Origin of the sequence: Nocardia tenerifensis NBRC 101015 (assembly GCF_000308715.1) — a bacterium.
In the GTDB taxonomy this organism is placed as follows: domain Bacteria; phylum Actinomycetota; class Actinomycetes; order Mycobacteriales; family Mycobacteriaceae; genus Nocardia; species Nocardia tenerifensis.
This window is the reverse complement of the sequence record NZ_BAGH01000587.1, coordinates 17,881-27,188: the sequence shown is the minus strand read 5'-3', so window position 1 is coordinate 27,188 and position 9,308 is coordinate 17,881. Positions and strand designations below refer to the sequence as shown.

General features: G+C 71.2%; 10 protein-coding genes. 6 read left to right on the top strand and 4 right to left on the bottom strand.

Annotation, left to right across the window (positions count from 1 at the left end):
- Positions 1 to 796 (top strand): YhgE/Pip family protein (locus ON39_RS39225; RefSeq protein WP_157195605.1); only part of this gene is annotated, 796 nt, incomplete at its 5' end.
- 1 nt (position 797) lies between these two features.
- On the opposite strand, the gene ON39_RS39220 is transcribed toward ON39_RS39225, so the two are convergent.
- From ON39_RS39220 to ON39_RS39210, 3 genes are all read right to left on the bottom strand, one after another.
- Complete coding sequence (locus ON39_RS39220; RefSeq protein ID WP_040741784.1) at positions 798 to 980, bottom strand: hypothetical protein; 183 nt, start codon at positions 978 to 980, stop codon at positions 798 to 800.
- A gap of 71 nt (positions 981 to 1,051) precedes the next feature.
- The gene (locus ON39_RS39215) at positions 1,052 to 1,351 is read right to left on the bottom strand and encodes a DUF4286 family protein (protein WP_040741801.1); all 300 of its coding nucleotides are present in this window, start codon (positions 1,349 to 1,351) and stop codon (positions 1,052 to 1,054) included.
- Positions 1,352 to 1,390: 39 nt separating this feature from the next.
- Positions 1,391 to 2,920, bottom strand: a complete 1,530-nt coding sequence (locus tag ON39_RS39210; RefSeq protein ID WP_083894961.1) for a carboxylesterase/lipase family protein — start codon at positions 2,918 to 2,920, stop codon at positions 1,391 to 1,393.
- 101 nt (positions 2,921 to 3,021) lie between these two features.
- On the opposite strand from ON39_RS39210, the gene ON39_RS39205 reads away from it, so the two are divergent.
- The 5 genes from ON39_RS39205 (at position 3,022) to ON39_RS39185 (ending at position 7,897) form a co-directional block, all read left to right on the top strand.
- A complete protein-coding gene (locus ON39_RS39205; protein WP_040741783.1) occupies positions 3,022 to 4,305 on the top strand; it encodes an ROK family transcriptional regulator in 1,284 nt (427 codons plus the stop codon).
- 94 nt (positions 4,306 to 4,399) lie between these two features.
- Positions 4,400 to 5,344, top strand: coding sequence for an ABC transporter ATP-binding protein (locus ON39_RS39200; RefSeq protein ID WP_040741797.1), 945 nt, complete (start codon positions 4,400 to 4,402; stop codon positions 5,342 to 5,344).
- Complete coding sequence (locus ON39_RS39195) at positions 5,341 to 6,141, top strand: ABC transporter permease (protein ID WP_040741782.1); 801 nt, start codon at positions 5,341 to 5,343, stop codon at positions 6,139 to 6,141. The genes ON39_RS39200 and ON39_RS39195 overlap by 4 nt, the downstream gene beginning before the upstream one ends.
- Entirely contained in the window at positions 6,138 to 7,280 is a 1,143-nt protein-coding gene (locus tag ON39_RS39190) for a sensor histidine kinase (RefSeq protein WP_051187674.1), read from the top strand. The genes ON39_RS39195 and ON39_RS39190 overlap by 4 nt, the downstream gene beginning before the upstream one ends.
- The gene (locus ON39_RS39185) at positions 7,277 to 7,897 is read left to right on the top strand and encodes a response regulator transcription factor (protein WP_174412616.1); all 621 of its coding nucleotides are present in this window, start codon (positions 7,277 to 7,279) and stop codon (positions 7,895 to 7,897) included. The genes ON39_RS39190 and ON39_RS39185 overlap by 4 nt, the downstream gene beginning before the upstream one ends.
- Here the strand turns inward: ON39_RS39185 and ON39_RS39180 are convergent.
- On the bottom strand, positions 7,869 to 9,296 hold the full coding sequence (locus ON39_RS39180; protein ID WP_040741780.1) for a metallophosphoesterase: 1,428 nt from the start codon (positions 9,294 to 9,296) through the stop codon (positions 7,869 to 7,871). The genes ON39_RS39185 and ON39_RS39180 overlap by 29 nt on opposite strands.
- Positions 9,297 to 9,308 lie beyond the last annotated feature (12 nt).

Below are 9,308 nucleotides of genomic sequence, written 5' to 3'. Positions count from 1 at the left end.
GCTACAGGCCGCCACCCGGACGCTGCAGACCGGAGCCGACCAATTGAACTCCGGCGCAACGAAAGTCGCCGACACCGTGGATACGGCGGCGGCCAAGATCCCCGAGACCAGCCCGGAGCAGACCGCCGCGGCGGCGGACGTGCTCGGCTCGCCCGTCGGCATCGTCAGCCACAATCTCAACCCGGCGGGGCTGTACGGGCGCGGTCTGACGCCGTTCTTCTTCGCGATCGCCCTGTGGGTCCTCGGCCTGCTGGCCTACCTGTTCATCCAGCCGCTGAATCAGCGCGCGGCGGCGAGCCGGATCAGTCCGGTGACGGTGGCCGTCGCGGGCTGGCTGCCGGTGGCGGGCATCGCCGTCGCGGGCGGGCTCATCCTCTACGGCGTCGTGCAAGTCGGGCTGCGGCTGAACCCCGTCCATCCGATCTGGACGGCCGGGTTGATGATCCTCGCGGCCGCGGCGTTCGTCGCCATCGATCACTTCCTGCGCGTCGCGTTCGGCGTTGTGGGCGAGGCACTCTCGCTCGTCCTGCTCATCCTGCAGCTGACCTCGTGCGGCGGCCTCTACCCGGTCGAGACGACCCCCGCGCCGTTCCGGATGATCCACCCGCTCATGCCGATGACCTACCTGGTCGACGGACTGCGGGTCACCGTCTCCGGCGGCCTCACCGGTAATCTCCTGCGGGACATCGCCGTTCTGCTCGGCTTCCTGCTGGTCGGCTTGGCCTGCACGACATTCGTCGTGCACCGGCACCGAAACTGGACCCTCGATCGCCTGCACCCCGCGGTCGAGGTCTGAATCACCTGCGGCGGCGCCAATTCCACGAGCGAGCCCCGGTGCCGACGCCGGCCAGATGCAGGGCGACGAGCAACAGGCCGAGGGTGGTGAGCGTGCCCGCGGTGATGGAGTCCCCGAGGGTGGTGTGCGTCAGATCGAACAGCAGCGCGAGCCCGAACGCGACGGCGGCGGCAATGGCCATCATGGTGAAACCTCCTGATAGTGCCGAGGAGATACCCGATGGATCCGGCCGCAACCGTGACAGTTGCCGCCATCTCAGACGCCGAAGAGGACCTCCCCGGTGCACCGGGCGAACACGACCCGCCCCGACTCGGTGAACCGGGCGCCGTCGGCGCGCAGCGCGACCGCAGGGCCGGTTTCGTAGGCGGCGAACGTCTCTCGGTCCGGGAACACGTACCGCCCCTCGACCCGGCCGTCGTCGAGCAGCACGACCTGCCCCGAGACGGCCGCGCCGAGCTCGACCACCTTCGCCACGTGCCCGCCGCGCATCCAGGCCAGATACTCCTGCCGCACTTCGTCGTCGGCGAACTCCGCGGTAACCACGTATGTGAACATGCCGACCATGTCACTCCGGCGCAACGGTCTTGGCAAGTATCAGGCGGCCCAGATGCGGCGTTGCGCGGCGAAAGGATCGGCGACGACGCGGCTTCGGTCCGACCAGATCATGGTCTCGCGCTTGTCCGCGGTGTATCGAGGCCAATCCTCGCCGGGGTCAGTGTTTTTCACGAAGCCGACCCAGGACGCGTGCACGGCGTCGGCCAGCTGTTGCGGCGGCGCGTCGCCCTCGACCTCGGTGACGCCGGGGGCGTGCAGCAGGTCGAAGGCGAACGGCAGATCGAGGCAGTGCGCCGCCATGCCGCGGTAGGCGGGAGCCGTTGAGGTCCAGTCGAATTCGTACAGCCAGGTCGGCAGGTTCCGGCGGGCGCGCGCCTCGGCCACCCGATAGGAGGGTCCGCGAATGATGGTGTCGCTGATGGCCTGTCCGGCGAGCTCGGTCGCGTCCGCGCCGGGATAGGCCGCGCGATAAGCGTTCAGGTCGACGCCGTTGCCCGCGTTCGCGAGCGGGCTGCCCGCGGCCGCGTCCGGATGCTGCGCGGCCATCGCCGCCGCCATGTTGAACTCGTGCCGGGTGAAGCCGAGCAGCAGCGGAATATCGCCGCCCGCACCGGCTTTCAGGAGCGCGTCGGTCGACTCGGGGATGAGCGTGCCGTCGGCGAACGGCGCCAGACTCAGCATCGGCACGCCCTCGCTGCCCGGCCCCGGCGCCTGGAGTGCGTCCTGCATGTCCAGCAGGGTGTCGACGGGTAGTGCGCGCAGCGCGGCGGCGGTCGCGGGCACGCCGGTGCGTCGGGTGAACAGCTCGGTCACGGCCAGTGCGGCTGCCCGGTCGTTCGGCTGCGTGACCGCGCCCGAGGCGCTGATGCCCGCGCGGAACAGCCCGTGCGCCTCGGGCGTGGCCATCAGCGCCCAGACCGCGCCGCCGCCCGCAGACTGACCCGCGACGGTGACCTTGTCCGGGTCGCCGCCGAAAGACCGGATATTGTCGCGGACCCACCGCAGCGCGGCGATCCAGTCCAGCACTGCCCGGTTGTCCGGCGCCCCGTCGATGTGCAGGAAGCCGTCGACGCCGAGCCGGTAGCCGACCGAAACCAGCACCACCCCATCGCGATTGAACGCGCTGCCGTCATACCACGGGCTGGCCGGACTGCCCGCGACGAAGCCGCCGCCGTGAATCCACACCAGCACGGGCAGCCCGCGCGCGGACGGGTCGGGGGTGAAGACATTCAGATTCAAGACCGCGTCGCCCGGGATGCTCGGCTCCGGAATGGTCGTCACCTCGCTCATCGGCCTGCGCTGAGCGGTGGGGCCGTACGCCGTGCAGGCCAGCGTCTCGGTCCACGGCACGGGCGGGGCCGGGGCAGCGAAGCGCAACTCGCCGACGGGCGGCTGAGCGAACGGCACGCCGAGGAAAGCCATGCCGGTCTCGCGACGGACGCCGCGAATCGGGCCGAAGGTCGTCCGCACGACGTCCGAGGCGGACCGCTCTGTCGAGCACGCGGCCGCCATCGCGAGCGCCCCCGCGCCGAGCAGGACCGTACGGCGGTTGATGTGCGGAAACGGCATCGCGACCTCGATTCGTTCGAAATGGACACCGGTATGTTCGCGAGTGCGCCGAGAATAAGTCAAGGGTTGAAAAAATTCGTGACCTGCATAGAGTCGACCCCGTGGAGAAACGACAGGCCCACGATTCCGTAGCCGTCCGGCGGCGCAATCTCGGCTTGGTGCTGCGTCATATAGCCGAACACGGCCCCTGCGCGCGCACCGAGATAGCGTCGGCGACCGGCCTGTCCCACGCCTCGGTAACCACCATGGTCACCGACCTCGCCACCCGCGGCCTGATCGCCGAGGGCGGCATACTGAACGACGGCAGCCGCGGCCGACCCCGCCGCCTACTCCGCCTCATCCCGCACCGAGCCACCACCATCGCCGTCCAGATCACCTCCGAACACCTCCGAGTAGCCGTAGCCGACCTCGCCGGCACAATCCTCTGGCAGGCCACCACCCCCCACCACGCCGCAGCCCCGCCTACTCCAGCACATGTCGCCGCCGCAGAGTCGCTCGCCGCACCGCACGACGTTGCGGCAGGCTCGCCCGGGGCCATGGCGGACGCGATCGCCGTCTTGGTGCGACGAGCCCAGGCCGCCGCACCTGTCGGCGCGCAGCTTGTGCGGCTTGCGGTTGCGATGGCGGGGCCGGTGGGTGATGACGAGGCGCAAACTGTCCTTGTCGCAACGGATTTCGGTTGGCTGCGGCCGGTTCGGTTGCGGGCGTTGCTCGCCGCGCGGCTGCCGGAACTCGGCTGTCCGATCGACGTCATCAACGACGCGAACGCCGCCGCGCTCGCCGAGTATCACGCGCACCCGCGGCGGCCGCGCGGCGTGGTCTATATCGCCGCAGGGACGGGCATCGGGGGCGGCGTGGTGTTGGACGGGACCATCCACACCGGCAGTCGCGGTATCGCGGGGGAGCCCGGCCACATGCCGGTCGCGTTCGACGGACCGCCGTGCGTCTGCGGGGCCCGCGGTTGCCTGGTCTGTTACGCCGGACCCGACGCGGTGCTCACCGCCGCCGGCCTCGGGCAGACTTTGCGGCGCGAGGGCGTCACCTCCGCCGCCGACCGGCTCACCGAGGCCCTCGCCCGCCGCGACGAGCGCGCGCTCGCGGCCGTGGACACGGCGGGACGGGCACTGGGCACCGCGATCCTGTCGAGCACCTCCCTCCTCGATTTGGACGAGGTGATCCTGGGCGGCCTTCTGGCCCAGTGGTTTCCGTGGCTGGAGCCGGTGATCCGGCACCAGTTCGCCGGCCGCCGCGCGCTGGTGCCCACCGCGGAGCCGGACGTCACCCGCGCCCTGCTCGGCGCGGACGCCGCCCTGTCCGGGGTCATCGAATTCGCCCGCCGCGCGGCGCTTTCCGACCCCGCCACCGTCGCGCGCCGGCCCCGGTGATGACTTTTGTCATGGGTGAACCATGCACAACGCACGGTCCTTCGATGACTGCGCTTACTACTGCCGCCGCACCGCGTCCGAGATCGTAGAAGCCATGAACGGGAACCGCTTTCGAGAGCACGACGTCATCGTCGCGCGCGGCCTGCGCCGCACCTACGGCGACGGCAAGACCACCTTCGAGGCGGTGCGCGGCGTAGACCTCCGGGTCGCCGAGGGAGAGGTCTTCGCCCTGCTCGGCACCAACGGCGCGGGCAAGACCTCCACCCTGGACATGCTGGAGGGCTTGGCCGCCCCCTCCGCCGGCGTCATCGAGGTCTTCGGCCTCGATCCGCGGAAAGACCGCGCCGAGGTCCGCGCGCAGGTCGGCATCGTGCTGCAGTCCGGCGGCCTGCCCGCCGAGCTGACCGTCGGCGAGACGCTGGAGATGTGGCGGGGGACCTGCTCGAATCCCACTACCACCGAAGCCGTTCTCGCCCAGGTGAATCTGACCGATCGGGTCGACGTCCGGGTCGGTTCGCTCTCCGGCGGCGAGCAGCGCCGCGTCGACCTCGCGTGCGCCCTGCTCGGCCGGCCGCGCCTGCTGTTCCTCGACGAGCCGACGACCGGCCTCGACCCGGAGTCCCGCCGCGCGACGTGGCGGCTGCTCGCCGACCTCAAAGCCGCGGGCGTGACCATCGTGCTCACCACGCACTACCTGGACGAGGCGGAGGCGCTGGCGGACCGGATCGCGATCATGCACCGGGGCGCGGTGGCGCGCACGGGCACGCTGCGCGAGATCGTCGACGGGCACCCGGCCCGGATCGCCTTCGACCATCCCGGACTGCCGTTGCCGCCGCTGCGCGACGCGCGAGTCGACGCGCAGGCACGCGTCACCGTCAGCACCGACGACCTGCAAGGCCACCTGTCCGAACTGCTCGACTGGGCCCGCCGGAACGGCCTGCGCCTGGCCGGCCTCGAGGCCCGCGCCGCCTCCCTGGAGTCGGTCTTCCTCGACATCGCCGAAGAATCGGCCCCGCAACTGATCGGAGCGACCCGATGACCACCCTCGCCACGAACCCCCGCCCGCTCACCGCGCTGGCGAAGGCCGAGTACCTACAGTTCCGCCGCAACAAGACGCTGGTATACCTGTCCATCCTGTTCCCGATCGGGATACCGATCGCCCTGTACTTCATCGCGATTCGCGACTCCGCGCCGACAACAGCCACGGCCGCGGTGACACTCGAGATGCTCGCGCTGTTCGCATTGCTGTTCGTGCAGTACTACTCGGTGCTGTCGATGGTCACCACCCGCCGCGGCGAGGGCGTGCTGAAACGGCTGCGCACCGGCGAGGCCGCCGACTGGCAGATCCAGCTCGCGCCCGCCGTTCCCGGTGCGCTGGTGACCTTTTCGTGCACGGTCGCCGTGGTCGCGGTGGTCTATGCCACCGGCGCGCCCGCACCCGTCAACCCGCTCGCGATAGCGCTGGCTCTGCTCGGCGGCATCGTCCTGTTCTCGCTGCTCGCCCTGGCGACCAGCGCGGTGACGAAGAACGCCGAGGCCGCGCAGATCACCTCGCTGCCGGTGATGACCGTCGCCATGCTCGGCCTCGCGTCCATCCGCAAGGTGCTGCCGGATCGGCTGTCCGCGATAACCGACTGGACGCCGTTCGCGGCGGTCTCCGACCTGGTCTCGCTCGGCGCGTCCGGCAAGGTGGCCACCGCGGCCGGTTCCGACGCGGCGCTCGACTTCGCGGGCACCCTCGCCGAGCTCGGCCGCCCGTTTGCCACACTGGCGATATGGACCGTCTTGGCGCTCGCGCTGACCCGCCGGAGCTTTCGCTGGGACGACCGCGGTTGAGTCGCCTGACCTCGTGGTGGGACGCGCTCCCCGGCCCGGCCAAGTTCCGCCTCTACACCCGGGGCACGCTGCAGGCCGGCCTCGTCGCGGTGATCATCGTGATGGCCTTCCCCGCGCACGCGCCGTGGTCGACGGCCGGGATCGCGGTGGCCGGCCTCGGCGCGATCCTCGCGATCGAGGCCCAGCCCGCCTTCGCCGTGTCGTCGAAGTCGACGCCGCGGCGATGGGGGCTGCCGGTGGGTGCGGCGACGCTGGCGGCGGTCTGGCTGACCGGCGCCGTCGTCGCGCGACTGGCCGCCGACGAAACGACCACGAAGGCAGCGTATTTCGTCAGCATCTGCGCGGCCGCGCTGGCTATGTACTCGGTCGTCTCGTTCCTGCCGCACCGGTGGTGGGCGGTCCTCGGCCTCAGTGTCGCAACGGGATTGGCGCTCGGTTCGTCGCTGACCTCCGGACTGGTCGCCGGGTTCGTGACGCTGCTCGCCGGGGGTCTCGTCGTCGCGACGACGCTGCTGACCGTGTGGGGCATGCGGGTGGTCGAGGAGCTGGACCGCGCGAAGGCGATCGAGGCCGAGCTGCAGGTGGCCGAGGAGCGGCTGCGCTTCGCCCGGGACCTGCACGACATCGTCGGCCGCGGCTTCTCCGCCATCGCGGTGAAAAGCGAACTCGCCGCGGTGCTTTCGCGCTCCGGCGCCGCCGACCGCGCCGCCGCCGAGATGGACGAGGTCAAGACCCTCGCCGTCGACTCGATGGGGCAGATGCGCGAGCTGGTCCGCGGCTACCGCGGGATCGACCTGAGCGCCGAGGTGGCGGGTGCGCGGTCGTTGCTCTCGGCGGTGGGCTGCCGGCTCGTCGTGGAGGGCGACCCGGCCAAGATTCCCGCGCGCTGTCACGAGGTCGCCGCCTGGGTCGTGCGCGAGGGCACCACCAATATCGTCGAGCACTCCGCGGCGACCTCGGCGACGCTCACCCTCGGCGACGCGGGCATGTCCCTGCGCAACGACGCCCCGCACGGCGCGCCGGGGGAGCGCTCGGGGCTGCGCGGCCTGGCCGAACGACTCGCGGCGATCGGCGCGACCCTCGACATCACCGCCGAGACGGACCAGTTCGTCCTCGAAATACATTGGGAGAACCCATGATTCCGGTATTCCTCGCCGACGACGAGACGCTCGTGCGCGCCGCGCTGGCGACGATGCTCGATCTCGAGGCCGACCTCGAGGTGGTCGGCCACGTCGGCTCCGGCGAGGAGCTCGTCGCCGCGTGGCGTCGCCGCGCCGAGGACGGCGACGCGGTGGCGGTGGGCGTCATCGACCTTCAGATGCCCGGCATCGACGGCATCGAGACCGCCACCGAGCTGCTGCGGCTCACCCCCGGCGCGGGCACGCTGATCGTCACCAGCCACGGCAGGCCCGGCTACCTCAAACGAGCGCTCGCCGCGGGCGTGCGCGGCTTCCTGCCCAAGACGACCTCCGCCGCGACGCTGGCCGAGGTGATCCGCACGGTGCACGGCGGCGGCCGCTACGTCGATCCCGAGCTGGCCGCCGAGGCCATCAGCGCGGGCGACACGGTCCTCACCGCCCGCGAGGCGGACGTGCTCGAGTACGCCATCGACGGCGCGTCCGTCGAGGACATCGCCCGGCGCGCGCACCTGTCGCCGGGCACGACACGCAACTATCTGTCCTCGGCCATGGCCAAACTCGGTGTGTCGAATCGCTACGAGGCCGCGCTCAGCGCGCGGGAGAAGGGCTGGATCTAGTCAGTCCGGAGAAGTCGCGCAGCGCGACGTGGTTGCGGTCGGCGCAGCTGCCGAGCGAGTGATCGGGGTGCAGGCCCAGGTATTGGCGGCGGGTGCGGGTGCTCCAGCCGCGCGCGGCGTCGGAGCGGGTCTTGTAGAAGTTCGCCGTGTAGCCGCCCTCGTAGAGGCGCAGCAGCGTGTAGCCGCCCGGGTACTCCTTCACCGCCGCGACCTCGAGGAACTCGACGTCTATGCCGATGTCCGGGCGGCCCAAGCGATTTCGGTGCGTATGTCCGCTGTGGTGCAGGAAGACGCCCGGCGCGGTGCGGTACATGGCGTGCAGCGCCGCGGCGTTGCGCGGGTCGAGCACGAAGCCGGGTCCGGCCGGATTGCTCACCGCCGCATGCGATGTCACCGGGTGGTGACCGAAAACCAAGGTGGGCCGGTCCGGGTCGGCGGCGAGCAGTTCGCGCAGTCGCTCCCGCTGCGGCGCGACGATGGTGCCGCCGGAGCCGGTCAGCCGGGTGGTGTCGAGTCCGATCAGGCGCAGCTCGCCGACCCGATAGTCGACCAGTCGCTGACGGCCGTGGAAGACGGCGCCCCAGTGGTCGATGGTGGTCCCGCGGTGGCGGTGCGGCTTGTCGTGGTTGCCGCGGCAGACGACGTAGTCCCGCCCGAGCGTGCCCCAGGAGTCCAATCGTGTTCGCACCGCGCGGGATTGGTCGAGCGTGCCCGAGTCGGTGAGGTCGCCGGCGAGGACTAGGTGGTCGGCGGCGCGGTCGGGGCTGCGCACGTCGTCGAGGAGGGCGTCGAGCATGAACGCCGGGTAGTGCGCGGTGTCGTGGCGCAGGCCGGTGGGCAGGGCGCCGACGACGAGGCCGCTGGTGTGCTCGCCGTAGTGGACGTCGTTGGCCAGGGCGATGGTGCGCAGGAGCCGGCCCGGCGGCGGGGTCGCGGTGGTGAAAACGCCGGTGGCCTCCGGGGTTCCGGATCTGCGGGTCACCAGGGTGCGGGCGGGCATGGCGCGCTTGCCGTTCGAGTAGGCCTCGAAGCGGTAGCGGCGGCCCGGTTCCAGCCCGGTGATCTCCGCGTAATGGTAAGGGGTGGAACGCGATTCGAGGAGGTATGGACGCGGCGCGGCGGTACTGTCGGCCGGGGCGATCCGCACCTCGGTGTCCGCGGGTATCGGCTGCCATCGTCCGGAGTGATCGCGCGCCCTGGTCGTCCAGGTCAGTATCGCGGTCCGGTCGGTGACGGTCACCAGCTCCAGGTCGGAGGCGACGAGCGAGTTGCGTTGCGTGCGTAGCGAGTTCGTCCGCAGCACGACGAAACCGGGGTAGAACGGCGTGCGCACCGTCACCGCCGCCGCGCCCGCCGCTACATTGGCGAGCCAGGCGGTTCTGAGCCGTGGGTCGAGCATGGGATCTCCGTC

Coding starts and splice junctions, on each gene's coding strand:
- ON39_RS39210 (WP_083894961.1), bottom strand. CDS start 2,920: ATGCCGTTTCCGCACATCAACCGCCGTACGGTCCTGCTCGGCGCGGGG.
- ON39_RS39200 (WP_040741797.1), top strand. CDS start 4,400: ATGAACGGGAACCGCTTTCGAGAGCACGACGTCATCGTCGCGCGCGGC.
- ON39_RS39195 (WP_040741782.1), top strand. CDS start 5,341: ATGACCACCCTCGCCACGAACCCCCGCCCGCTCACCGCGCTGGCGAAG.
- ON39_RS39185 (WP_174412616.1), top strand. CDS start 7,277: ATGATTCCGGTATTCCTCGCCGACGACGAGACGCTCGTGCGCGCCGCG.
- ON39_RS39215 (WP_040741801.1), bottom strand. CDS start 1,351: ATGTTCACATACGTGGTTACCGCGGAGTTCGCCGACGACGAAGTGCGG.
- ON39_RS39180 (WP_040741780.1), bottom strand. CDS start 9,296: ATGCTCGACCCACGGCTCAGAACCGCCTGGCTCGCCAATGTAGCGGCG.
- ON39_RS39220 (WP_040741784.1), bottom strand. CDS start 980: ATGATGGCCATTGCCGCCGCCGTCGCGTTCGGGCTCGCGCTGCTGTTC.